Genomic DNA, 25,320 nt, shown 5'->3' with positions numbered 1-25,320 from the left:
AACCGGGGTGAGTGAGTGCAGCCAACAAAGAGGCAACTTGAAAGATAACGGGTATAAATATTATTGAGCTTTCGCTTCTGATTTATCAGCACTATTCAGCAGGCGTCGAATAGGGACAATTAATACCATTAATACGGCTGCACAAATAACCAGAGCAAAAGATACACGGGAGAATAGATCAGGTAGGTTGTCCAGTTGGTCAGCGCGCACATGTCCACCAATTAAGCCGGCAGCTAGATTACCCAAAGCACTTGCACAAAACCACAAGCCCATGACCTGACCACGCATTCGGGATGGGGCCAGTAGCGTCATCGTTGCGAGCCCAATGGGGCTAAGGCACAGCTCACCGAGTGTCAGAAACAGAATACTTGCGACCAGCCAGAGTGGAGAAACAGCTTCACCTGTTGCTAATACATTCTGGGCCGCTAGGATCATTAGACCAAAACCACCGGCACCGAACAGAATACCAATAATGAATTTACTGATACTGCTTGGGTTAATATTACTTTTGGCCAACGCAGGCCAGAGCCAACTGAATACGGGGGCCAGTAGGACAATAAATAGTGCGTTGATTGATTGGAACCATACTGTTGGGATCTCAAATCCCATCACTAAGCGATTAGTATAATCATTGGCAAACAGGTTAAATGAGGTTGGTTTTTGCTCGAATGCAGACCAAAAGAAAGCAGCAGATACCAACAGAATAAAACAAACTAACAGGCGGGAACGGTCACTACTACTCAAACCAGCAAACAGGAACAGATAGATAAAGTAAAGTGTTACACAGGATGAGATGACATAGACCATCGTGCTGGCTACGGCCACTGGATTAAATGGAATGATACCGAGGGCAAGTAGGGCAATGATCGCCATCATAGCGAGAATAGCGGTAAAAACCCATTTGCCGACATTTTTACGTTTGACTGTAGGGCGATCCCAGTTTGAATCCAATCCACCCTCTTTGTCATAACGGCGCATCAGGGGAACCGCGTAGAAGCGGAATATCAGTAGAGCAACTAGCATTCCTAGCCCACCAATACCAAAACCCCAATGCCAGCCATAGTCTTGAATTAATAAGCCGGTAATTAATGGAGAGATAAAGGAGCCGAGATTAATCCCCATGTAGAATAGGGAAAAACCGCCATCACGGCGTGGATCATCTTTTTTATATAGTGTGCCGACCATCACGGTGATACAGGTTTTAAATAGTCCTGTTCCTAATACGATCAGTAGTAAACCGATAAAAAACAGGTGATGACTCAAGAAAGCGGAAAGAGCGATAGACAAGTGCCCTAGTGCAATAATGATTGAACCATACCAGACTGATTGACGTTGACCTAACCAATTATCCGCCAGCCAACCACCGGGTAGTGCGGTCAGATAAACACTGCCTGCAAAGATGCCGACAATGGCAGCGGCCTGTTCACGAGGAATACCCATACCACCATCATAGATGGTTGCAGCCATGAATAAGATCAGCAGTGGACGAATGCCGTAGTAAGAGAAACGTTCCCACATTTCTGTGAAGAACAAAGAACTTAATGGATAAGGATGCCCAAAGAAAGTTCTGGTTTTCGTATTGTTAATGGAAGATTGCATCTAAGTTTTCCTATAAGACTACACTCTAAGAGTGCAGTGTGTTTGACAAATAAAGCTTTTAACAAGCTCTTTCAAATTTAGGTTTAGAGCAAACAAAAAAGCCACGTTTTTATTAAATGATGTCCTGTTTTGTTAATATGTTTTTAACATATTTTTCGGCCAATTTTATTAACAAGTAAGATATCTCTTACTTTATATTTCATTTTTCAGAGCAAAATCCGACATAAATCTCATTTCTCATCATTGATTGGTTAAAATTAGGATAAGACCTATTGACTTACTTCTATTTATATTCGATGTCTTTTTATGGGGAAAATATTTTAAAATAATAAATTAAGTAATAACTATAATAATATATAAGACATCTTTTCAAAGGCTAGATATTAACGGTGATAGTGAAAGGTAAGAAAAATAACGTGATTTGATTGTCAACTTGGTGTTTATTTTTAAATTCTAGATTAGTCTTTGTTTTTTATATAAAAATTGGAAAGAAATTAAATTAAATTAAAAAGTATAATCTCAGCATTGAAATGAGATAGTCAGTTATTGGGTTGTATGCGAAAGCAATTATGGCTGTTTCCTGGATGAAGAAACAGCCATGAATAAATTTAATGGACTTTATCAGCTTGTCCGTACAGAGAAGGCATACCCTTAGGCCGGGTTTTAAAGCGACGATGCAACCACATATATTGATCAGGTGCCTGTAAAATTTCCTGTTCGACAACTCTATTCATGAAAGCAGCCGCTTTCACTTCATCATCTTTTGGAAATCCTGCCACTGCCGGTTGAATAATCAGTTCATAACCTTTTCCATCAGGCAGACGACGGGGAGTAAATGGGATCATTGCCGGATCAGCGAGGCGCACAAGTATCGATGTGCCTGTGGTGGTTGCAGCGTGTTCTACAGCAAATAGTGGTGCAAATACGCTTTTTCGTGGGCCGTAATCATGATCGGGGGCGTACCAGACAACTTCGCCATTTTTCAGACAGCGGATCATGCCTTTGACATCTTTTCTATCCAGCATATATTTGTTGGAGCGCAGTCGTCCCCATGTTTGTAGCCAATCCATAGCTGGATTATCATTTGGTCGGTAGACTCCAATTCCAGGATTGAGCAAACCGAGAATGCGGGCACCGAGTTCCAGCGTCAGGAAATGGATACCAATAACAATAATTCCTTGCCCGGTAGTTTGAATTTTCTGAATGTTTTCTCGCCCAGTAACTTTAAACCAGCGTTCTATCCGCCAGTCAGGCCAAAACCAAGCCATACCCGTTTCAAATATTCCCATTCCGACGGATTCAAAGTTTTTTATTAATAGCGCGTTGCGCTCCTCTTGTGGCATATCAGGAAAACATAGCTCAAGATTTCTTTCGGCAACTTTGGCACGTTTTTTCAGAAAGCGCATAGAAAATCTGCCCAGACGAGTGCCTATCCGGTAAATAATGGGGTAGGGGAGCAGAACCAGTAAGTAAAGCAGACCGATACCAAACCACGTAGGCCAATAACGGGGATGAAGTAGTGAACGTTGAAAAGAAGGTGCTTGTATCATGGATTCTCAGGTTTTTATAGTTCCAATAAGATGGACAAAACAATTTCCTTATTGTGACATTTTTTGACGGGATATCGAAGTTTTCAAGTATGAAATGTTTATGATCTCGATTTTAGTGCACTTAGCTTTTGTCATTGGTAAAGAATGATAGCTCATAATTTACTGATAAATAAAAATTAAAATAGTTTTACAGCGCTATTTACAATTCATGTAGATAATATTACTGTTTATATGAACAGTATTGTTTGTGGAGGGAAAAATTATGCATGTAGAAGTCACTATCGATAAATCTAAAAAACTGCCAAAAGGTGCTGTCCCTGCGCTTGCTGTAGAACTGGATAACCGTCTTAAACGTCGCTGGCCTGATATTAAAACCAATGTGAAGTTGGCAAGTCATGATGGGCTATCTGTTCGTGGTGGCACTCCTGATGACAGGAAAGCCGTTGAAGAGATTCTACAAGAAACATGGGAAAGCGCTGATGATTGGTTCCAGCCTTGATAGAGAGTTACAAATGACTACTCGTTGAAAATCATTTTCGTTATCATATTACGCTTGATAGCGGAGGCTATCACTTATATACCCGTTATCTTTCAAGTTGCCTCTTTGTTGGCTGCACGCGCTTACCCCGGTCACATAGTTCGCTATGCTCCCGGGGATTCGCTCCCTTGCCGTCGCGATGCATCTTGAAATCCATAGGGTATACATCCCTATTTTATGACTTGAAATTCAGGAAAGTACACCATGCCAGTGTTACACAACCGCATTTCTAATAAAGAGCTGAAAGCACGTATGTTGGCGGAGACCCAACCTCGTACGACCATCTCTTTTTACAAATATTTTAACATCTTAGATCCTCTGGCTTTTCGCAACAGCTTGTATCAACAATTTACTGATCTTTCAGTATTTGGCCGGGTTTATATTGCTAAAGAGGGCATCAATGCTCAGATAAGTTTACCAACTCATAATTTAGAAGCATTTAAAGCTTTGCTGTACAGCGTTGATCCTGCATTGGATAATTTGAGGCTGAATATTGCGCTTGATGATGATGGGAAATCTTTCTGGGTTTTGCGTATGAAAGTACGTGACCGCGTAGTGGCTGATGGGATTGAAGATGAAACTTTTGATCCATCAAAAACCGGCGAGTACCTTAAAGCTGAGCAGGTCAACCAGATGCTGGATGATCCTGATACGCTATTTGTTGATATGCGCAATCACTATGAATATGAAGTCGGGCATTTTGAAAATGCAATCGAAATTCCTTCTGATACATTCCGTGAACAGCTGCCAATGGCTGCGGAAATGTTGCAGGATAATAAGGATAAAAATATTGTAATGTACTGCACCGGTGGTATTCGCTGTGAAAAAGCCAGTGCTTATATGCTGCACAATGGCTTTAAAAACGTCTATCACGTAGAGGGCGGTATTATCGAATATGCCCGTAAAGCGAGAGAACAGGGATTACCGGTACGTTTTATTGGTAAAAACTTTGTCTTTGATGAGCGGATGGGAGAGCGTATTTCAGACGATGTGATTGCTCATTGCCATCAATGTGGTGTGTCTTGCGACAGTCATACTAATTGTAAAAACGAAGGTTGCCACTTGCTATTTATTCAGTGTCCAGAGTGTGCAACTAAATTTGAAGGCTGTTGTAGTGAAATGTGCAGAGAAGAAGTCAGGTTACCGGAAACCGAGCAGCGTGCTCGCCGTACCGGTCGTGAAAATGGAGCAAAAATATTTAATAAATCCCGGCATCGTCTACAGGATGGGTTGAACAGTACTTCACTACAGTCTGTTGAATAACGAGATTAATCGCTGGCACAGAAATCAATGTGCCAGTTTATTTGATTTAGTTAATAGAGATATTTAAATACATTGTAAATAAAGCAGAGTTCAATTCTATTACGCACATTGATTTTTTCAGTAATGTGTCTTTTATGAGAATAGACTGTGCTATTACTGATTTTTAACTTTTGGGATATCTGGTAATTAGGGATTTCTTTCATCCAGTAATCGATAACTTTATGCTCTTGAGGGCTGAAAATAGAACAACATTGGTCGAATGTTGCTCTGTGTCTCTGAATTTCTTTCAATGTAGTTTTGCTAAGTTTATTAAGCAGATAGGTAAGATTTCTCTTTGCCAGAATAACAGCATTATCTTTCAATGTAATATAATTGTCACAATAAGGATAGGCGCTATTAAGGTATATATAAATACGAGTGTTATCTATAAGAGTTATAAATTTCTGTAAATCGGAACAGTAACTGGCATGATGACAATAATGTGTCAAATTAGCTAAAACGATATCAGGAGCAAAATGAGTTACAATATTTATAGCCTCATTAATTGACGGTGAGTCAACAATTTCAAGATCTTCGGCATTATCATTTTTCTTTAAAAACTCTCTGATACCTGAACGGGTATAATAGCACTCTTCAACAATCAAGATTTTCATTATTGCACATCCCTGTTCCTGTTTGGCCAAACTCACAATAAACGCCCTATCTATCAGTAGTCAACTCGGCAAATTTGATGATTAAGTTAGCTTAATCCGAAATTATTATATAGTGATATGGTATTTCAGACAAAATCTTTGAGATGAATCGATGTGTCTCCTAACCGGACACCCATTTATACGGGTGTCCGGGCTTAAGATTATTAATGCTTTGTATGGTTTAGATCGCTGTATTCTGAAGATTCGATCTTTTCAATTCCTGCTTGGAGGATGTATATCAATTGCTTTGCAATGTCAGTTGTCAACCATAGGGTTCGATCTACCATGACATGTTCTGGTGTTTGATCTTGGGAGGACAAATAGTGAAGGCGTAGCATCACTGCATCATATGTATCAACGGTACTGACATCCCAACCTACTACAGGATGCGTTTGAATAACCTCATCTTTACTGCCCATAAAACCTCCTAATCAGATCACTGCATTATTTATTAATATCATTGACTAAGAGCAAACTACCTCATTCTTGAATGAGTCATTAGTTAGTATATGCTTTTTAATGAAAGTAAGAAGGTTTTTTGTTAGGAATTGTAAGTCAATTTGTTGGTGTGTTGATAACTATGCAAATTAATGGGGATGATGACCATCCCCATGTTATATCAGTCTACTACTTTCACATCCCAGCGGGCATCTTCGCCAGCCAAAAATGGAATAAGTTTTTCATTATTGCAATCAATGTGTTCAATTACGGTAGAAGGTTTGCGAGTCAGTTCGATAAAGTCTTCATTGACAGGTAGCCCGTAAAATTTAGGGCCATTAAGTGAACAGAACGCTTCAAAATGCGGTAATGCATTCATCTCCTCAAACACTGTTGCATAAGCAGGCAACGCTGATGGTGCGTTAAAGACGCCGGCACAACCACAGGAGGATTCTTTCTTGTGTTGTGCATGTGGCGCTGAGTCTGTGCCTAGAAAGAAGCGATCACAGCCACTGGCGACAGCTGCCCGTAAAGCCTCTTGATGCACATTGCGTTTCAGTACAGGCAGACAATATAGGTGTGGCCGAATCCCACCAACCAGCATATGGTTGCGGTTGAACATGAGATGCTGTGGAGTTAATGTCGCTGCCAGATTGTCATCGCTTTCCAGCACATATTGTGCAGCTTCTTTAGTAGTTATGTGCTCAAACACAACTTTCAGTGCAGGGAACTGATTACGTAGTGGTTCCATAACTTGTTCAATAAAACAGGCTTCTCGATCAAAAATATCAATATGAGAAGCAGTAACCTCACCGTGGACGAGCAGAGGCATCCCCAGTTTTTCCATCACGGCTAATAGTGGATAAATATTCTTTATATCAGAGACGCCGTGACTTGAATTGGTTGTGGCATTGGCAGGGTAGAGCTTACAGGCGGTAAAAATGCCTTCTTTATAACCCATTTCTATCTGAGAGCTTTCAGTAGTGTCAGTAAGATAACAGGTCATCAGGGGCTGGAAGTTATGCCCTTCGGGAATGGCTACCAATATTCTGTCTCTATAGGCCTTGGCTCTGACCACTTCTGTAATCGGCGTAAGCAGATTAGGCATGACGATAGCTCGGCCAAAGTAATGACTGGTGTAGGGAACGACAGTTTTTAGCATTTCACCATCACGAAAATGGATGTGCCAGTCATCAGGGCGGCGGATTTTTATTGTGTATGATTCAGTGGTCATGAGAAACCGGCTCCAGTATATATGATAGGAACGAAGATGCTGAGTTCAGCATATCCAGGCCGGGAATGGATGATAAAGCTAAAATGGTTGAATAGCTATTAATGAATATAATTTTTAGAAAAAAACTCAGCCAAATCAACTAGATTAGGGTAGTCAGAGGTGGATTTTCTTACAACAAAGGAAAAATGAAACATGAGGGTAAAAAAGAGATGAAGTTGGCTCCTCCAACTGGACTTGAACCAGTGACATACGGATTAACAGTCCGCCGTTCTACCGACTGAACTATGGAGGAACTCCTTCACAACGGGGCGTATATTAGTGATATGTTTCGGCTTTGTCAAAGTAGAAAACAATAAAAAAAGTTTGTTTGCTGGCAAAATGCACGTGTTGTTATATTTTTATGCTAATTACTTGAGATTTGATGGAATTTTATTCCATTAACGTAAGTTGAATAGAACTACCGTGCTTATGTTATGAGTAAATAGTTGGGAGAATTAAGTAAAGACGTCAGAATAGCAAAAATCCCGCATTAAGCGGGATTTTCATAATTTGGCTCCTCCAACTGGACTTGAACCAGTGACATACGGATTAACAGTCCGCCGTTCTACCGACTGAACTATGGAGGAATTCCTTCACAACGGGGTGAATATTAACGATATGCTTTTGCTTTGTCAAAGCAGAAAATAACAAAAATGGTCTGTTTGCTGTCAAACCGAACTTGTTGATCTATTTTTATGCAGAATAAGGCTTGTTTGCTGCACTCTCTCACCCCGGTCACATCGTTATCTATGCTCCCGGGGATTCGTTCCCTTGCCGTCGCGATGCATCTTGAAATCCATAGGGTATATTACGTTGTAAGTGACTGGTGGAATTAGGAATGCAAAAAGCCCGCATTTGGCGGGCTTCTTATGAATTTGGCTCCTCCAACTGGACTCGAACCAGTGACATACGGATTAACAGTCCGCCGTTCTACCGACTGAACTATGGAGGAATTGTCCTTGACAACGAGGCGGATAATATCTTGGTATTTTGGGCTTGTCAAAGGGGAAAAGTAAAAATTGAGTTTGATTGGTTAACTGATGTTCAATAATGATGTTTTTTACCATTTTTTATCAATTAAATTTTTCAGCTCAAGAAACGCGAGAGTTAACTGATATTTACCCATGATAATTAGATGGTGAAAATACCATCTATATTTTTATTTAGAAAATAATTAATCATGAGCATTAAAAATATAATTAAATATATATTAGATAATTTTTTCTTTGTGTTACTTATGACATTTTTATATTTTATGGTAATTTTCCTATTTTATCTGTTTTAACAGATCACTTATTATATTTTGATATTTATTAGCGGATTTACTCGTCTATAATTATTAACTGAAAAAGTAATTTGTTATTTGATATCTGGTTTGGCAAACATGATATTAATCCACGCCAAAGCGAATGATAAAGAGTTTGCCATTAATAATGAAATCTCATTTTCTGCTAGTATACTAAGATATTCTCGATCTAATAATATATTTGTATATGCATATAAAATGCAATGCAATGAAATGAATAAAAACCATTTCAGAAAATATTTTAAATTAAATAATTGGTAAGGAGGTGGAAATAATTTTAAATATAAAATAAGCAGATAATATTTCCCCCGAAAAGAGTGGTTAATTTTCTGGTGATTTTTATAAAATAGATGAGGAAAAGTCATGAAGTTTTTAATTAATACTGATGTAACTAATTGGGTTTCACATAAAGACTGGTTTAACGTTCCATTACGATTGTTTGTAGTTCTACAGGATGATGATGGTTCTGTATCATTAGAAAATTACAAAAGTAAAATCGTGGTGAATGGCTTGAATGAGGGCGAATATGAAATCGTAAATAACAATAGCATATTTGATCCCATTAGTAGAGCATCTGAAATATTAGTAAAAATCAAGACAGATCAGAGAGTTAATGCAACAATTGGTTTTGATGCTGAAGTAACGGATGCGAGTGGTGGTGTGGTAGCGAAAGCCGCTCTAAGTCGATTTAAACTAAAGTCAGTAGGATTGGCAGCACCTGTATATCCGGCACATTATGATAATGTTATTAGCGGTGATGATATAAAAGCAGGAGTTAGAGTACTTTTTACTGATTCTAATATTTTAGATAAATATGAACTGAAATTTGTTTTTGATAATGATAATGTTGAAGTTGTTCCTGGTGTACAAAATAGCGGTGATATTCGTAGTTTGCCGGTGAAAAATGATCTCCTTACTGAAGGTAAACATGATAGTCTTTATTATACTATTAGCGAAAGCGGTACTGCTAGATTTTCTGCTATTCAACGTGTACTTGTAGAGCTTGATAAAGATTCTGCAACAGTCCAGGTCCGTCGTGATTTAGAAGTGCCTTATATTGAAGAGTATGATGAAAATAGGGGCCGACCAATTGGTGAGAGTATTATTGATTATGACATCAATATTTTGGTCAACGATGTAAAACTTAAAGATAAGGAGTTGAAAAAAGGTACAGTACATATAAGAGGGTATTCTGCTGACAATCGAGATACAGGGGAATTAGTATTAAAGATAGATTCTTTACAAGGTAGTGAAGATAATATTTTTCGGTTAGCTGTAATTAAGCCTGAAGAAAATGCAGATGGTCAACCGGGTGGAGTTGATTTCTTTAATTATATAGGTAATGGTCAGGTAAGAATTCACTACGAAATATCATTTGTTGGTGAAGTGAATATATTGCATAAATCTAAAGAGAAGATTTATAAGGTAGTTCTGGATTGATTATTTTGGTGTCGGCGAATGTGTTGTTGCTTGCATAGAAAAAAAGCCCAATTCTTATTGGGCTTTTTTGCATGCTAGCCATATTTTTGTATACTAGCTATTCCATGCGTACTAGAGATTCTTTTTAGTATCTCCAGGCTTGAATTTGGCTCCTCCAACTGGACTTGAACCAGTGACATACGGATTAACAGTCCGCCGTTCTACCGACTGAACTATGGAGGAATCGTTCTTGAGAACGGGGCGGATATTAGCGATCAATTGAAACACTGTCAACGCAAAAGAGCTTACTAGTTTATTATTTGCTTGCCATATGAGCGCATTGTCTTATAACTGTGCTATTTCACTGAAATTGAGTACTTTTGTTCATTATCGGCTATTCATGATCGGTAACGATGTTGCTATATGTGATTGTTCAGGAAACACCATGATATAAACGTCATAAAAATGAATTTCACCTTTCATTTGTATAATGCGCTTGATTTCATCTTTTATTACCAATGGAACATGAGGGTGGGAACAAAGCTCTTTGATTGCACCGTCTGAGATTTTTTCGCTGACGAACCATTCGCCGTTGTAACATACCCGTAGATCAAGTACGCCGATATCGTCAAACCGATACACAGGTTTGATTTCGAGTAATAAAACCGCCGACATAATAATGAAGAGTACTGTAAAAGCTAGCAGTGAAAGTAAACTAAAATATGGGGCGTACCAGATAAGTGCAGCGAGAAACAGGTAGGATACAAGCATAGCCAGGCAGAGATAAGGATGGTTGCTGATAAATTGGCTGTTAAAACGGGGTTTACCATCACGTTGTTCTTCGATGTTGATTCGTTCAAGATCCTGAATCAGTATCTGTTTAATGATATTCATATATTGACCTGATTAAGCAAAAGAAAAGTGAAATATTTTCATAACTATATTGCTCTTAAGGTTAGCATGGGGGAGGTGATCTTACGTAGATCAGTTGTTTTATTTTAATCTGAAAATTGTTATTGATTAAGATTAACTCTAATGCTTTCATTAAGATAAAGGTTGAATAAATCAAAAAAATTTGTAACTAATGACATTGTTTGTTAAATTATTGCATTAATAATGAGCATAAATATTTTTTTTAAAACACCAATGCATAAAAAGGTTGCTATTCCTTTTCTATCATGAGTTAATGCAGCCGGCCTGATAAACAGACCTACTTTATGTACGACATCTTGAGTTAATGAGTTATGTGTAAGTGTTATCCTCAGATAGCCTTTGTTGACGCGTTTCCTTCTTAGTGCCTCCATAAGTAATAGCTGATATAACTGGCCAATACATGCCCAATGGTGGCAAAATTTTTTTGATATATAGGAAAGTCACAATGTCTGACAAAATGAAAGGTCAAGTGAAGTGGTTCAACGAGTCTAAAGGCTTCGGTTTCATCACCCCAGCTGACGGTAGCAAAGACGTATTCGTTCACTTCTCTGCCATTCAGGGTAACGGTTTCAAAACTTTAGCAGAAGGCCAGAACGTAGAATTCACCATTGAAAATGGTGCTAAAGGTCCAGCAGCAGCAAACGTAATGGCTATCTAATTGCTTGGATGATTTTGAAGCCCGTCACTATTTTCCCCATAGTGGCGGGCTTTTTGTTTGCTAAAGTCATATCTTTCTTTACTTATTAATTACTCCTGATTATACTTTGTACGAATTTTATTGGAGAGATAGCCATTGGATAGTCAAAGTTTTCAGCTAAATAGACAATAAAACGGCAAGCTATTTATTTCCTTTCGATTTGCTGCTTGCCAAATAAAGCGGGCAGTACCACTCAAAATATCTGAGCTGTACTTACTCAAAGAATGGTGTTATCCGGTACTTGGTCAAGTAGCCGGGATAGTATATTGGGTTTTTATTATGCTGTTATATATTTACGCTTTGTTACCTCCTGGTATGGACAGAAAGTAGGGCTGAATTAAACATTCAGCATACGTTTCTGTGTGCAAAATAAATGCACATGATTATTTATCCATTCTGTTGTATGGAGAATGTCATGTTAATAACTCCTTTTGTCTTTCATTTATTATCGGCTATGTGCTTTGGCGCATTAATTGGTGCTGAGCGCCAATGGCGTCAACGTATGGCAGGTTTAAGAACCAATGCATTAGTTGCGACCGGTGCAGCAGTTTTTATCCTCAGTTCAATAACAACTTCACCCGATAGTGCTGGTCGTATTGCTGCACAAGTTGTTTCAGGCATTGGTTTCCTTGGTGCGGGTGTCATTATGCGGGAAGGTATGAACATTCGTGGATTAAATACCGCAGCAACCTTATGGTGTTCTGCTGGAATTGGTGTGCTGTGTGGTCTTGGGCAATATTGGCTAGCTGCGATAGCAACTGCCATTATTCTTTGTGCAAATATATTGTTACGTGAGGCAGCCCAACGTATTAATTTACAACCCAGGCAGCAGGCCATTGATCAAGTACAGTGTTATAAAATTCACGTAGTGTGTGACAATGATGACGAAATTTTGGTGAGAACTTTGGTATTACAGGCTCTTAATGGAGTAGCTGTGAGGTTAAAATCACTGAGTTTCGCTGATAGAGTTCAATCTGGAAAATTTGAAGTGTGCGTTGAAGTGTTAGCAACACTGGATAAGCAAAATGAGATAGAAGCAATTGTTTGTCGTATAAGTCTGGAAAAGAGCGTTAGCTCAATAAACTGGAAAATTGCTTCTGAACTACCGATCTGAAAATCTTTTGTGTAAAACATCAATCACTAGTTTGATAAGGAATCACCGTTGACGAATGGCGTTTCGTCATAAGAAACAAACAAAACGTTGCCTATGGTGTGTTCTTTCGGTTAGGCAACGTCAATTAAGAAATCATTTAGCACTGTGTTGTAATTTTGCAGATCCTGGTACTAAGAATGACTGATCGAATATCTTGTACCAGGAGAGATGATGTTCTTGCTGATTAACGCTTCTCTAGGTAAAAATCGTTCGATGCGGTATTTTTAGCCTTGGTTTTGTCACTGGACTGATTGTTGAACATTGCTATTCTCATATCAGAATTTAGCCGTGGTAAACCTGATATAGGTATCATACGCGGGTACAGAAAAATTGATGAGTTGATATTTAATTTGGTTCTCCATCAGTTGTTCATTATTGTTCAGAATTTTCAGTGAAAATATCAATTATTTTCAAAGGTTAAGTAGAAGAAGTGATCTAAGTTTGTTCTTATATAAGAGTAAAATAGATAATAATTCTGCTTGATGGAGAATGTCGTGAAAAAATAATGGAAGTGGCTGATGGTTACCATCAGACAAAATTTTAGAGTATTAATTTAACAGTTCGATATTTATCCGATGATAAAGTAAAAACGTTTGTCATCTTTATGGTGATGAAAGAGTGATGATATTACAGGAGTTGCTAACTTTTCGTGATCCAGTGGAGGGGAGTGTGGTCCCTATTATTTCTGTATTAAGAAAGGGTAACACAGCAGCAGGAGTTCTTACCGGGGATAATTCTGCTATTACCGTCAGGATTTGTCATGATGTAGGGTTAGAATTCAAAGTTATTTTAGCATTCTAACAAACAGAGTTGATGGTGACTGAATCTTGAGAAATGAAATCAGATTGGTATTTAACAAATTGTGTATCGTAAAAATCCTGTATTGCAAAAGAAACGGGCATACAGTTGGTTTCTTGATGATAACGTTAATGGTGCTGTGGTATTGAGATACGCTGATGTAGGATTTTTTGTTAGCAAAGGTACAGATAGTGCAAAAAAAGCGATAGATATTACTAGGCTTGATAAGAATTTAGGGGTGTCAAATGAAGGGCCGTTAAGAGAAGAGAGGCGAGTGGGAGTATTATCAACTGCTTGAATATAACGGCAAGTTTGAATTTTGGAATGTTTTTTCAATGTTGGTTACCAGAGCCTTTATTCCATTCTTTTTGGCGCAAAATATTCATTTACTAGTACAAGATCTGATATGTGATATTTCTTGGTTTTTTTACATTGAGGTAAAATGGATTAAACCGTTCCTGAGAAGATCATTATAAATGAGGTATTAAAAATGTTGGATATTCTATGGCACTGGTGGAGCTAGTTTGTTTCATTTTTATTTTATAGATATATATGTTGATATTTATAATTTTTTAGTGAAAAATTTTGTTCATTAGGTTTTATTTTAGCCAGATTAGTGTATTGAATTGTTATTTTTTCAGGTATCTTTTGTTTATATATTGTTCATATAAAGGATGTGTTTTGTCCAAAAAACAGATACATTTCTAGTGTTATTGATTACATAATTGATAATGATTCTCGATAGCTATATTCCTTCTTGTTTGATGAACTATTGGGTTTAGTGCCTTTGTTCTGAGAGTGTTTCTGTGATTAGGTTAGGTTGTAATCTGTTGTTGCATTAACTGTCATATTTGAGGAATAGTTATAATTACTCGGAAAATTATCACTATTATTTATATGAGAAAATAAATTTCTTATCAAAATCCTATTTTTTTCATCTTTTTTATGGAATATCAGGATATTTATATCACCAATGATTATTGATTTCATTATTCTAGCAGGAAATGATATTGATTTTTATCTCTATTCCTATTAGTTATTTCTGCGGTAAATCTCAATTAATTATTTTGTTCCTATAGAGTTAATTGTTTTATCTATTCTTATCATTTAAGAAAATGACGTTTTTGATATATGTTAATGACATTATTAGCTATGTTTTTTATGTGTATAAATAATGTTTTTGGGATGATGGTCGTAAATATTACATGAAATAATGAAAAATGGAAAAAATAACTTTTAATATTTCACTTGATTTGTATCATAAGAATATGAATTAGGAAATAGCGTGTGTTTTTATTTAAATATTAATGTGTAAACTATTCATTTCTTGTATTATATAAAGAGTGGTAATTTAATTTATGATAGATATTTAACAAAGTTATATATTTATGTGGGTTGGAAGTTTTATTTCTGGAATTGTATCTCTTATAGAATTTTAAAGCAGATTGTAAGGATAATAAATCACATTCAATTAGTTTAAAATACCTAATATATTTAAAATATATATATTGCCAATGTGTGAATTTAATTAATGATTAATTTGAGGTATGAAGACTAAAGATGAAAAAGATAAAGTAATCAATAGAGGGGTTTTGCGTATTATTATATTATGAGATACAACATTTGATAAGTTTTTCTAATTAATTTTATTGCTATTTGGGTTGTCAGGAGTCGAAATAGACCAATTTTTCTGGCTATCTCTATGCTGGATATTGATTGTTATATAATCAATAAAATGTTGTTATAGTTGTTTTTTTATTCATTATCTTACTGTATTTTATGCTATTTTTGTATGGTTAGTGTTATCTGTGCATGGTGGTATGTATTTTCAGTTAAGCCTTTTGGTTAAAAAAGGTGCAAATCTAAACGAAAAGTGATCATACCAGTATCTTTTTTGCAACCAAATTTTACATAAACTTAATCTGTTTTATCGTACAAGCGGAGATGCTGAATCTCAGAATAAGATTATTGTTTACACTTATTACTCAGGGATAAAACTGTCTTTTTTAGTGTTAGTTTGACTCAGGATAGGATTTTTTATCGTTATTTTAAATTTATAAGTTTAATAGATCGTATAAAATCAAAAAATATATCTAATATTTTTATTTAGATAATTTAACTTATTAAAATTGAGAATTCGGATTTTATTTAATTGTTTGAATAGTTAATGAACAATTCATCGATTAAATGCATATTAAAAGCCCTTGTTTTTGTGAGTTATGTCACATAGTATTTAAAATTGCGCCCTCTTTCCGTTGTATAAGTTGATGATTCAGGAGTAAAGTTGTTCTGCATTAAGAATATTCTTAATCGCTAATGAAAAATGTTATATCAGGTAACGCAGTAATACTTTTTCAACTCACTACCGTAATATTTTTGAAGTAAGATGAATCAAAAGTAATACAAAGGATGGTTACTGCTCTGACTAAGCCTGTATATTTTAGTTATGTAAGAGATTATTAATCCCTAAGCTATTTTAGGAATTTTGTCACGAGTGGTTTTTCGAACACTTAACTGATTTTTTAATGTAATCGGACGGGATAGAGAAATGAGTACGGTTGAATTGCTCAAACATATTTATGACATAAATTTATCGTATTTGCTTTTAGCTCAGCGATTAATTAACCATGAAAAAGCGTCAGCGATGTTCCGTTTAGGTATTAGCGATTCTATGGCTGATACGTTGTCTGAATTGACATTACCTCAGTTGGTCAAGCTCGCTGAGACTAATCAATTAGTCTGTAATTTCCGGTTCGAAGACAGTGAAACTATTCAGCAGCTTACTAGGGAATCTCGAGTGGATGATTTACAACAAATACATACAGGCATTTTGTTATCTACTCATTTGTTTCAGAAGTTATTTTCGAAAGACGATACGTCAGTGAAAAAAAGAGCATAAAAGATGGCCGAGAAAAGTATAGTTCAAGAAGCTAAGGATATACAATTGGCGATGGAACTCATCACTTTGGGGGCACGGTTACAAATGCTTGAAAGTGAAACACAATTGAGCAGAGGGCGACTAATTAAACTTTATAAAGAATTGAGGGGGAGTCCCCCGCCCAAAGGGATGCTGCCTTTTTCAACAGATTGGTTTATGACGTGGGAACAGAATATTCATTCATCGATGTTCTATAATGCCTATCGTTTTTTACTCAAGAGTGGTTATTGTGGAGGTGTAGAGGCTGTTGTTAAAGCGTATCGACTCTATCTTGAACAATGTCCTCCTGTTGAAGGGGACGCACCGGTTTTGGCGTTGACTCGTGCCTGGACGTTGGTACGTTTTGTGGACAGTGGCATGTTGCAACCTTCACAATGTCGGACCTGTGGTGGAACTTTTATTACTCATGCTCATCAACCTGTGAATAGCTTTGTTTGTAGCCTTTGCCAACCTCCATCACGTGCAGTAAAAAAACGTAAACTTTCCTTTGAGTCTGCCGATACTAATTCACAACTGCTGGATGGACTTGCTCAGCACGCAGTGTGAATTTAAATGGGAAAATTATTCCTACAGGTTACAGATTTTACTTTTTCCTCCTGTAACCTGTATTGAAACCACAACCATTCTGGATTCAAACTGCTCAACTTCCCATCCGCTCACCAACTTAGCTAAAGGATATCGCGTGTTAGTACTTTTAGGATATATCGTAGTTTTTGGTGCGGTAATCGGTGGTTACCTGATTGTAGGTGGTCATTTGGGCGCACTTTATCAACCCGCTGAATTTTTAATTATCACTGGTGCTGGTATCGGTGCTTTCATTGTTGGTAACAACGGAAAAGCGATTAAGGCAACATTACGTGTTTTGCCAAAGGTAATGCGTAGATCTAAATATAACAAGGTGATGTATATGGATCTGATGGCGTTGCTTTTTCGGTTGTTAGCAAAATCTCGCATGCATGGTCTTTTAGCATTAGAGCGAGATATCGAACATCCTCAGCAGAGTGATATTTTCACCCAGTATCCGCGTTTGCTTAAGGATAAGCATTTGATGGATTTTATCACTGACTACATGCGATTGATTGTGAGTGGCAATATGAATCCCCATGAAATTGAAGCTTTGATGGATGAAGAAATTGAAACTTATGAGCAGGAAAGCGAGATTCCGGCAACCAGCTTGATGATGGTTGGAGATTCTCTTCCTGCTTTTGGTATTGTCGCTGCTGTTATGGGGGTTGTTAATGCTTTGGGTTCGGCAGATCGCCCGGCAGGAGAACTTGGCGTGCTGATTGCTCATGCAATGGTTGGGACATTCCTCGGTATTTTGCTGGCATATGGTTTTATCTCGCCATTGGCAACATTGTTACGTCAGCGCAGCGGTGAACATCTTAAAATGATGCAATGCATTAAAGTGACATTATTATCCAGCCTGAATGGTTATGCTCCACAAATTGCGGTTGAATTTGGCCGTAAGACACTGTACCTCACAGATCGCCCTTCTTTCACTGAGTTGGAAGAACATGTTCGCCGGGTAAAATCACCTGTTCAACAAGAAACTGAAGAACAGGTATGAAGGCGCGTAACGTCTCTGTCATTAGGGTAAAAAGACGTAAAAGGAATGGCATCAAACATCATGGTGGTTCATGGAAAATTGCTTATGCTGATTTTATGACCGCCATGATGGCATTTTTTCTGGTTATGTGGCTGTTGGCAATTTCCAGTCCACAAGAATTGACTCGAATTGCAGAATATTTCCGTACCCCGTTACAAGTTGCAATTAATAAAGGGGAGCGTAGCAGTGATAGCTCGAATCCTATTCCAGGAGGAGGGGAAGATGTGCTTCATCAGGAAGGCGATATTCTGCGTCAGGTTGAAGTTGTTGAAGCTAATGATGAGGCTCGCAAATTAAATAGGCTGCGTGAGCAACTTGATCAATTGATCATTACGGATCCTCGCCTTAAAGCATTACGTCCACATCTGTTGATTGACATGATGGATGAAGGGTTATGTATCCAGATTATTGACCGGGAAAACCGGCCAATGTTTATGGTTGGCAGTGCAAAAGTTGAAAGCTACATGAGTGACATTTTGCGGGCTATTGCACCAATCTTGAACGATATTCCCAATAAAATCAGCCTATCAGGTCATACCGATGACTTGAAATATGCTAATGGTGAGCGTGGTTACAGTAACTGGGAACTCTCCGCAGATCGGGCGAATGCATCAAGGAGAGAGCTGTTGATAGGTGGGCTGGATGAAGTAAAGATATTGCGGGTGGTTGGTATGGCTTCAACGGTTCGTCTGAAACAGGAAGATGCCAGTGCACCGGTTAACCGTCGCATCAGTATTTTAGTGCTCAATAAACAAGCGGAAGAGCGGATTGAACAGCAAAACACCGGCAGCGATTCCTTGATTATTAATGATAGTAAGGAAATTCACGAGGTGATTGGAAAGGATTCGGCTGAAAGTAGGCCAACACAACAGTCCAATGAAATCACAGTATTGGCCCAGCCAACACCAGCATCGCTGGGTGCTGAGCCTAATCGTGTACCGACCAAGGTGACAAAGTAACGATGGATATTACCGCGTTTTATCAGACTTTTTTTGATGAAGCAGACGAATTGCTGGAGGATATGGAGCAGCATCTATTGCAGCTCGATCCTGATGCGCCAGATCAGGAGCAATTGAATGCTATTTTTCGTAGTGCTCACTCAATAAAAGGTGGCGCTGCGACTTTTGGTTTTATCAAACTACAGCAAACTACGCATGTTCTGGAAAATTTGCTGGACAGCGCCAGACGAGATGAAATGAGTCTGACGACTGATATTATCAACCTGTTTTTAGAAGCGAAAGATATTATGCAGCAACAGTTGGATGCCTATAAAAGTTCTCAGGAGCCGGATGAAAGTGCGTTTACCTACATCTGTGAGACTTTGCGCCAGCTTGCATTGGAAGTACAGAGAGAGAATGAAGGCGAGGTTGAGTCTGTCATAGATGCGGTGATGCCAGAGGTGACTGAATCTGAACCAGAATTAAAATCGGAGCCTGTTGCGACTGAAAATCAGCAAGGTAGAGTTCGGGTTCATCTTTCTGGTCTGAAAGAGCGTGAAGTTTCTCTGATGCTTGATGAGCTGAGTAATCTGGGGGAGGTTTATGATGCTGAACAGACTAGGGATAGTGTTGAAGCATCATTGGTAACATCAGCCACAGAGGATGATATCACGGCAGTTCTCTGTTTTGTTATTGAACCGGAACAGATCACTTTCTTGCCGGTAGCTGAACCCAAAGGCAAAGTTAAAAATAAAGATACAGCTAAAGTCGTTAAAACAACTACGCCGGAGAAAGGTTCCACATCGCCTGCCGGGCGTCCTGCGCCGATACCACCGGCTGGATCGCCACGTCAACGGGCAGAATCTTCCAGTATTCGGGTTGCGGTTGAGAAGGTTGATCAACTGATAAACCTGGTTGGTGAATTGGTTATTACCCAATCTATGTTGGCTCAGCACTGTAACGTTCTTGAACCGACTTTGCATGGCGATTTGCTAAATTGCATGGTTCAGTTACAGAGAAATTCCAGAGATTTGCAAGAATCTGTGATGTCTATCCGTATGATGCCGATGGAATATGTGTTCAGCCGTTACCCGCGTTTAGTCAGGGATCTTGCTAGCAAGCTGAATAAAAAAGTGGATCTAACTTTGGTTGGCAATTCCACTGAATTGGATAAGAGTTTAATCGAGCGCATTATTGATCCGCTGACTCATCTAGTCCGTAACAGTCTAGATCATGGTATTGAAGAACCAGAAGCTCGGCTTGCTGTGGGCAAATCTGAAACGGGCAACTTGACACTTTCTGCTGAACATCAGGGCGGGAATATTTGTATTGAAGTTGTGGATGATGGCGCCGGGTTGAACCGTGAAAAGATTCTGGCCAAAGCGACATCACAAGGGCTATCAGTCAGTGAAAACATGAGTAACGAAGAGGTTGCGATGTTGATTTTCGCGCCTGGTTTTTCCACGGCTGAAGTTGTAACAGATGTATCTGGCCGCGGTGTAGGAATGGACGTAGTTAAGCGAAATATTCAGGAAATGGGAGGGCAAATCCAGATTAACTTCCAAGCAGGTAAAGGGACAGTAACGCGGATTTTGTTACCTCTGACACTGGCAATCCTTGATGGTATGTCAGTGAAAGTGAATGACGAAGTGTTTATTTTGCCGTTAAGTGTGGTAGTAAGTTCTCTTCAACCGCAGGAAGAAGATATTTATCCCTTGGCGGGAGATGAAAAATTATTGCATGTCAGAGGAGAATACTTGCCACTCATTAAGTTATATCGAGTTTTTGATATTCCTGATGCAAAAACAGATCCGACGAAAGGGATTATTGTGATTGTACAAAGTGCTGGCCGTCGTTATGCCTTGCTGGTTGATCAATTAGTTGGGCAGCATCAGGTGGTTGTGAAAAATATCGAAAGTAACTATCGCAAGGTACCCGGGATCTCCGCTGCCACAATTATGGGTGATGGCAGTGTGGCGTTGATTATTGATGTTTCTGCCTTGCAGCAACTCAATCATGACCAATTGGCATTCAACAAAGCTGAGTTATTAGCAAAAAAATAAGCACTGAATGGGGGAGCCCCATGAAAAATCGTCAATCTCACAGTAAAAGGTAAGATCATGTCGGCCATAGAAGCGTTTAATAAATTGTCAGGAGAAACTGCCGGGGAAGGATATTTAGTTTTTACCCTAGGTGATGAAGAGTATGGTATCGAAATACTGAAAGTACAGGAGATACGGGGCTATGATCAGGTTACCCGTATTGCAAATACGCCGGCATTCATTAAAGGGATAACCAATCTGCGTGGCGTTATTGTGCCTATTATTGACCTGAGAATTAAATTTGCTCAGGAAACGGTAACCTATAATGATAATACCGTTGTTATTGTTTTGAATCTGTTAAACCGGGTGGTGGGTATTGTAGTTGATGGTGTTTCGGATGTTTTATCGCTCAAAGTTGAGCAAATCTGTCCGGCACCTGAATTTGCAGTAACATTATCTACCGAATATCTAACAGGATTGGGTTCACTTGATGATCGCATGCTGATTTTGGTGGATATTGAGAAGCTGCTTAACAGTGAAGAGATGGCTCTGGTAGATTCAGTAGCTAAAAGTTAATCATTAAATATCACTGCCATCATCGACATCGACAGATGGCAGCTACTTTTTGTCTATCCCTCGTTAATTTCATCAGAAAAAATATTCAAATTTCTTTTATACGACCAGTAAAGTTTCCTTTGATGATGCCGATAACAGAGCCATGCTGATCTATTGTAAAAAGGGAAAACATGTTTAACCGAATGAAAATAGTGACCGGACTGATGGCGGTCATCATATTATTTGGTGCTCTGCAATTTATATCTGGAGGGCTTTTCTTCCATGAGTTGAAAAGTAACAAGGAAAATCTAGAAATACTGGATAAAATGCGGGAACAGCAGACATTTTTGAATGACACTTGGGTTAATTTGTTACAGGCCCGTAACAACTTGAACCGTGCTGGCATTCGTTACATGATGAAAAAAGATGAGGGAGTCGATAATTACTACACATTGGAGCAGTTACTGACAGATGCCAGAAGTAACCTCTCTATCGCAGAGCAGCGTTTTGAACAATACGAACAGACCGCTAAATTGCCTATTCATGAATCAGAAAGTCTTAATCGCCTTAAAAAAGCCTATGATGTTTATATTTCAGCGCTTCATGAACTTATTGTTCTGCTTGAGCATGATCGGGCGGTAGAATTTTTCAACCAGCCAACGGGCAAATATCAGAGTGCTTTTGAGGAAGAATATAACTTCTATTTGACCCAAAACGATCATCTCTATTCTGATGTGGTATTTGATGCAAGTATCTCTTACAGAAATGCGGTGATTATGTTGGGTATTATCATGCTGATTCTGGTTTCAGCCATGATTTTTAGTTGGGTTAGCATTAAACATAGTTTGCTGAATCCGTTAAACAAATTATTGGAGAACATTAAGGCACTTTCTACCGGTGATTTGACACAAAATGTGACTGTTTCAGGCAGAAATGAGATGAGTACGCTGGCTGTTGGCTTGAAGCATATGCAAAAAGAATTTATCACTACTGTCAGTAGTGTTCGTCAAAGCAGTGAAAGTATTTATAACGGAACCAGCGAAATTGCTGCTGGAAATAATGATCTTTCTTCTCGCACTGAGGAACAGGTTGCTTCTTTGGAAGAAACCGCCGCCAGTATGGAGCAATTGACAGCAACTGTACGCCAAAATGCGGAAAATGCTCGTCAGGCAAGTAACTTAGCTGATAGTGCTTCTGAAGTTGCACGCCAGGGTGGAAAAGTCGTGGCGAATGTTGTACAGACAATGCGTGAAATTGCCGGTAGTTCTCAGAAGATTTCCGATATTACCAGTGTTATTGATGCTATTGCGTTCCAGACTAACATTTTGGCGCTGAATGCCGCAGTGGAAGCAGCACGTGCCGGTGAACATGGGCGAGGTTTTGCTGTTGTGGCAGGAGAAGTGCGTAACCTTGCACAGCGTAGTGCCGAGGCAGCAAAAGAGATCAAAACATTAATAGAAGATTCAGTAAGCCGCGCAGATACCGGTTCTGTCTTGGTTGAAAGCGCCGGTGAAACAATGAATAACATTGTCAGTTCGGTCACCCGTGTAACTGACATTATGGGTGAAATTGCATCTGCATCCGATGAACAAAGCAGAGGGATAACTCAGGTTGGTCTGGCTATCTCCGAAATGGATCGTGTAACACAGCAAAATGCTGCTTTAGTTGAGCAATCCGCGGCTGCTGCTGCTGCACTGGAAGATCAAGCTGCTGGATTGAAGAAACTAGTTTCTCTGTTCCAATTGCCGAATCTTGACAATAAATCTCAACCCGAAATGAAAATTGAGCATTTGCCTGTGGCTAAGACTTCTCCTGCTAAATCGAATCCACTGGTGTTGAAGAAAGCCAACAATGTGGAAGAACAAGCTAATTGGGAAACATTTTAAAACACTAAGCGATAACTACGGCTGCACATGCAGCCGTTAACAGAGGTGATTACATGTTAGGCAGGCTTCGTATATCAACCAGTTTATATCTGTTACTGATGATGTTTTGTGTAATGCAGATAATCTCAAGTGGTTTATCACTTGGAATCATTCGCGCAGATCAGTCTTATATTGAACGGATTGATCTGGGAACACAGAAGAGGGATACCTTAGGGTTGAGCTGGGCAGCTTTGCTGCAATCGCGTAATACACTTAATCGAATCGCTGTGGGGAAAACGCTGCAACAATCTGAGGATCATATTGGCAGTATGGTTGCTAATGTTAAGGAGACCTTAGATAGGGCTGAGATGCATTTTGCTGAGTTTATTGCGCTGCCTAAATTGAATGACGAGGATGGTAGTAGTGTATTGCTGGCCTCGGTAGAAACCAGTTATAAGGAATATATCAAAGCCCTTAGAGAACTCTCGGTTTTTTTAGAAAGTGGTAATTATGATGCATTCTTAGACCAGCCGACAGAAAAGTATCAGCAGCAACTTGAATCTGATTTCAATCATTATATGCAATATATCGGTGAGGAGATTACAACCGCCGTTCAAGATGGTCGTCTTTATTACCAAATTTCAGTTGCCATGTTTGCAGGTGCGATATTAATGGTACTGGTTGTTGCCTGGGCGGCTCATTGGTGGTTGAAAAAGAATCTGCTCAGACCTTTTGCCAATATGCGTAGCCACTTCCAGAATGTTGCGGAAGGAAAACTCAATAAAGAAGTTTCTGTTTTCACTCAAGATGAAATTGGTGAAGTGTTCCTAAAATTACGTGAAATGCAACGTTCACTGGTTAATTCCATTACTTTGGTAAAAGAGAATACTAACTTGATGTATAACGGTATTCAGGAAATTACTCAGGGTAATACCGATCTCTCTTCCCGCACTGAAGAGCAAGCTGCATCACTGGAAGAAACGGCAGCCAGTATGGAACAACTGACTGCAACTGTGCGTCAGAATGCGGAAAATGCTCGCCAGGCCAGTGAATTGGCGGTATCTGCATCGAAAACAGCCTCTAAAGGGGGCGAACTGACAGTGGATGTTGTGGAAACAATGGATGCAATTGCCAATAGCTCACAGAAAATCAGTGCCATTATCAGCGTCATTGATGGTATTGCATTTCAGACCAACATCTTGGCATTGAATGCGGCAGTAGAAGCCGCACGGGCAGGTGAACAAGGCCGAGGTTTCTCTGTTGTTGCTGGTGAAGTGAGGGATCTCGCTCAGCGAAGTGCTGAAGCAGCGAAAGAGATTAAGACATTAATTAGTGAATCCGTTCAGCGGGTAAGCCAAGGTTCCGAGTTGGTTAGTCATGCAGGGAAGACCATGAATGAATTGGTCGTTTCTGTAAATCAGGTCACGGATCTGATGGCTGAAATTGCTGCGGCATCTGATGAACAAAGCCGGGGAATTCATCAAGTAGCACAAGCTGTTACACAGATGGATCAGGTTACTCAGCAGAACGCGGCATTGGTTGAACAGTCTGCGGCGGCGGCGGCGGCACTTGAAGATCAGGCCGATATTTTGGTGCAAATAGTGGCACAATTTGAGTTACCCAATAATTCAGAAAATAAGCTTGAAAATGAACTTTCACTGACGCTGAAGTCTGCGGATAGTGAAGGGGCAGTCAATCAGACTCGCTGAGGCCA

22 protein-coding genes and 4 tRNA genes are annotated in these 25,320 nt (G+C 39.0%); 14 read left to right on the top strand and 12 right to left on the bottom strand.

Annotated features, from left to right (window positions below; all coding sequences use genetic code 11):
- Nucleotides 1-60: 60 nt before the first annotated feature.
- Nucleotides 61-1,599: a peptide MFS transporter gene (locus AAC155_RS10300; RefSeq protein WP_113042054.1), complete on the bottom strand. Its 1,539-nt coding sequence runs from the start codon at nt 1,597-1,599 to the stop codon at nt 61-63.
- A 608-nt stretch (nt 1,600-2,207) separates the two neighbouring features.
- The gene (locus tag AAC155_RS10295) at nt 2,208-3,149 is read right to left on the bottom strand and encodes a Kdo(2)-lipid IV(A) acyltransferase (RefSeq protein ID WP_113042053.1); all 942 of its coding nucleotides are present in this window, start codon (nt 3,147-3,149) and stop codon (nt 2,208-2,210) included.
- Nucleotides 3,150-3,411: 262 nt separating this feature from the next.
- Here AAC155_RS10295 and AAC155_RS10290 point away from each other — a divergent pair, with 262 nt between their 5' ends.
- Nucleotides 3,412-3,648: a DinI family protein gene (locus AAC155_RS10290; RefSeq protein ID WP_011146092.1), complete on the top strand. Its 237-nt coding sequence runs from the start codon at nt 3,412-3,414 to the stop codon at nt 3,646-3,648.
- Nucleotides 3,649-3,696: 48 nt separating this feature from the next.
- Here the strand turns inward: AAC155_RS10290 and AAC155_RS10285 are convergent, their stop codons facing one another.
- Nucleotides 3,697-3,855, bottom strand: coding sequence for a hypothetical protein (locus AAC155_RS10285; protein WP_158536539.1), 159 nt, complete (start codon nt 3,853-3,855; stop codon nt 3,697-3,699).
- 36 nt (nt 3,856-3,891) lie between these two features.
- On the opposite strand from AAC155_RS10285, the gene trhO reads away from it, so the two are divergent.
- Nucleotides 3,892-4,950 carry an oxygen-dependent tRNA uridine(34) hydroxylase TrhO gene (gene trhO / locus AAC155_RS10280; protein ID WP_113042052.1) on the top strand — a complete coding sequence of 353 codons (1,059 nt, stop codon included), beginning with the start codon at nt 3,892-3,894 and terminating at the stop codon, nt 4,948-4,950.
- A gap of 50 nt (nt 4,951-5,000) precedes the next feature.
- On the opposite strand, the gene AAC155_RS10275 is transcribed toward trhO, so the two are convergent.
- The 7 genes from AAC155_RS10275 to AAC155_RS10245 form a co-directional block, all read right to left on the bottom strand.
- A complete protein-coding gene (locus AAC155_RS10275) occupies nt 5,001-5,603 on the bottom strand; it encodes a response regulator transcription factor (protein WP_113042051.1) in 603 nt (200 codons plus the stop codon).
- Between the two features lie 203 nt (nt 5,604-5,806).
- A complete protein-coding gene (bssS, locus tag AAC155_RS10270) occupies nt 5,807-6,061 on the bottom strand; it encodes a biofilm formation regulator BssS (RefSeq protein ID WP_011146095.1) in 255 nt (84 codons plus the stop codon).
- 200 nt (nt 6,062-6,261) lie between these two features.
- Complete coding sequence (gene pyrC, locus AAC155_RS10265; protein WP_113042050.1) at nt 6,262-7,314, bottom strand: dihydroorotase; 1,053 nt, start codon at nt 7,312-7,314, stop codon at nt 6,262-6,264.
- Nucleotides 7,315-7,530: 216 nt separating this feature from the next.
- A tRNA-Asn gene (locus tag AAC155_RS10260) sits at nt 7,531-7,606 on the bottom strand.
- A gap of 258 nt (nt 7,607-7,864) precedes the next feature.
- Nucleotides 7,865-7,940: transfer RNA gene (locus AAC155_RS10255), tRNA-Asn, on the bottom strand.
- A gap of 23 nt (nt 7,941-7,963) precedes the next feature.
- Nucleotides 7,964-8,092 (bottom strand): hypothetical protein, encoded by a 129-nt coding sequence (locus tag AAC155_RS10250; protein ID WP_262405135.1) that lies wholly within the window; start codon nt 8,090-8,092, stop codon nt 7,964-7,966.
- A gap of 137 nt (nt 8,093-8,229) precedes the next feature.
- Nucleotides 8,230-8,305: transfer RNA gene (locus AAC155_RS10245), tRNA-Asn, on the bottom strand.
- Nucleotides 8,306-9,022: 717 nt separating this feature from the next.
- Here AAC155_RS10245 and AAC155_RS10240 point away from each other — a divergent pair.
- A complete protein-coding gene (locus AAC155_RS10240; protein ID WP_113042048.1) occupies nt 9,023-10,099 on the top strand; it encodes a hypothetical protein in 1,077 nt (358 codons plus the stop codon).
- A gap of 146 nt (nt 10,100-10,245) precedes the next feature.
- Here the strand turns inward: AAC155_RS10240 and AAC155_RS10235 are convergent.
- Together AAC155_RS10235 and AAC155_RS10230 are read right to left on the bottom strand one after the other, a co-directional pair.
- A tRNA-Asn gene (locus AAC155_RS10235) sits at nt 10,246-10,321 on the bottom strand.
- A gap of 144 nt (nt 10,322-10,465) precedes the next feature.
- A complete protein-coding gene (locus AAC155_RS10230) occupies nt 10,466-10,972 on the bottom strand; it encodes a YlaC family protein (RefSeq protein ID WP_113042047.1) in 507 nt (168 codons plus the stop codon).
- Between the two features lie 484 nt (nt 10,973-11,456).
- Between AAC155_RS10230 and cspE the strand changes: the two genes are divergently transcribed.
- From cspE to AAC155_RS10175, 11 genes are all read left to right on the top strand, one after another.
- On the top strand, nt 11,457-11,669 hold the full coding sequence (cspE, locus tag AAC155_RS10225; RefSeq protein ID WP_011146114.1) for a transcription antiterminator/RNA stability regulator CspE: 213 nt from the start codon (nt 11,457-11,459) through the stop codon (nt 11,667-11,669).
- Nucleotides 11,670-12,123: 454 nt separating this feature from the next.
- Nucleotides 12,124-12,822: an MgtC family protein gene (locus tag AAC155_RS10220; protein WP_191214824.1), complete on the top strand. Its 699-nt coding sequence runs from the start codon at nt 12,124-12,126 to the stop codon at nt 12,820-12,822.
- 901 nt (nt 12,823-13,723) lie between these two features.
- Nucleotides 13,724-13,957 (top strand): hypothetical protein, encoded by a 234-nt coding sequence (locus AAC155_RS10215; RefSeq protein WP_113042044.1) that lies wholly within the window; start codon nt 13,724-13,726, stop codon nt 13,955-13,957.
- Nucleotides 13,958-16,207: 2,250 nt separating this feature from the next.
- Nucleotides 16,208-16,558: a flagellar transcriptional regulator FlhD gene (gene flhD / locus AAC155_RS10210; protein ID WP_112895064.1), complete on the top strand. Its 351-nt coding sequence runs from the start codon at nt 16,208-16,210 to the stop codon at nt 16,556-16,558.
- Between the two features lie 3 nt (nt 16,559-16,561).
- Nucleotides 16,562-17,143 (top strand): flagellar transcriptional regulator FlhC, encoded by a 582-nt coding sequence (gene flhC, locus AAC155_RS10205; RefSeq protein WP_112895065.1) that lies wholly within the window; start codon nt 16,562-16,564, stop codon nt 17,141-17,143.
- A 136-nt stretch (nt 17,144-17,279) separates the two neighbouring features.
- Nucleotides 17,280-18,167 carry a flagellar motor stator protein MotA gene (gene motA / locus AAC155_RS10200; protein ID WP_113042043.1) on the top strand — a complete coding sequence of 296 codons (888 nt, stop codon included), beginning with the start codon at nt 17,280-17,282 and terminating at the stop codon, nt 18,165-18,167.
- The gene (motB, locus tag AAC155_RS10195) at nt 18,164-19,165 is read left to right on the top strand and encodes a flagellar motor protein MotB (RefSeq protein ID WP_113042042.1); all 1,002 of its coding nucleotides are present in this window, start codon (nt 18,164-18,166) and stop codon (nt 19,163-19,165) included. The genes motA and motB overlap by 4 nt, the downstream gene beginning before the upstream one ends.
- A 2-nt stretch (nt 19,166-19,167) precedes the next feature.
- Complete coding sequence (gene cheA, locus AAC155_RS10190; RefSeq protein ID WP_113042041.1) at nt 19,168-21,207, top strand: chemotaxis protein CheA; 2,040 nt, start codon at nt 19,168-19,170, stop codon at nt 21,205-21,207.
- Nucleotides 21,208-21,264: 57 nt separating this feature from the next.
- Nucleotides 21,265-21,762, top strand: coding sequence for a chemotaxis protein CheW (cheW, locus tag AAC155_RS10185; RefSeq protein WP_113042040.1), 498 nt, complete (start codon nt 21,265-21,267; stop codon nt 21,760-21,762).
- 170 nt (nt 21,763-21,932) lie between these two features.
- Entirely contained in the window at nt 21,933-23,627 is a 1,695-nt protein-coding gene (locus AAC155_RS10180) for a methyl-accepting chemotaxis protein (RefSeq protein ID WP_113042039.1), read from the top strand.
- A gap of 53 nt (nt 23,628-23,680) precedes the next feature.
- Nucleotides 23,681-25,315, top strand: coding sequence for a methyl-accepting chemotaxis protein (locus AAC155_RS10175; RefSeq protein WP_113042038.1), 1,635 nt, complete (start codon nt 23,681-23,683; stop codon nt 25,313-25,315).
- The last annotated feature ends 5 nt before the right edge of the window (nt 25,316-25,320 follow it).

Origin of the sequence: Photorhabdus sp. HUG-39 (genome assembly GCF_963878365.1) — a bacterium.
Lineage (GTDB): Bacteria > Pseudomonadota > Gammaproteobacteria > Enterobacterales > Enterobacteriaceae > Photorhabdus > Photorhabdus kayaii.
Note: the sequence above shows the minus strand (reverse complement) of the source record. Positions and strands in the feature narration are given on the sequence as shown.